Below are 524 nucleotides of genomic sequence, written 5' to 3'. Positions count from 1 at the left end.
CTTCGGGACTGGCCGTGGCAACAACTCCAGCGGACTCGTCGCCGCGCAGACCTTGCTGGTTGCGATCCGCAGATATTGCGAGGTGGTCGACAGGCTGCGATGGCCGAGCAAAAGCTGGATGGTACGGATATCGGTGCCGGCCTCAAGTAGGTGGCAGGCAAAGGCGTGCCGCAACGAATGCGGCGTCACGGGCTTGCCCAGGCCCGACAGCCGGTGCGCCTTGCCGCAGGCGTTCTGCACCGCGTTGGTCGATATCGGTTCGTTGGGGATGGCGCCGGGAAACATCCACGTCTTCGGCCGGACGGCACGCCAATAGTCGGTCAGCGTCTCCAGCAAGCGCGCCGAGAGCATGACGTAACGGTCCTTCTGCCCCTTGCCTTGATCGACGCGCAGTACCATTCGTTGTCGGTCGATGGCCTCCGGTCTCAGGTGCACCGCTTCGGAAATCCGCAGACCGGCGGCGTAGCATGTCGTCAGGATCGTCTGATGCTTCAGGCTCTCCACGCAGCCGAGAAAGTGTAATA

Annotated in this window: 1 protein-coding gene; it reads right to left on the bottom strand. The window is 63.0% G+C overall.

Going from position 1 to position 524, the window contains the following annotated elements:
* A partial coding sequence (locus tag EOC06_RS38430; protein WP_164899059.1) for a tyrosine-type recombinase/integrase occupies positions 1-524 on the bottom strand: 524 nt, incomplete at both ends.

The sequence above is a fragment of the Mesorhizobium sp. M7A.F.Ca.MR.362.00.0.0 genome, from assembly GCF_004023175.1.
Lineage (GTDB): Bacteria > Pseudomonadota > Alphaproteobacteria > Rhizobiales > Rhizobiaceae > Mesorhizobium.
The sequence above is the reverse complement of the archived record's forward strand: the minus strand, read 5'-3'. Positions and strand labels throughout refer to the sequence as shown.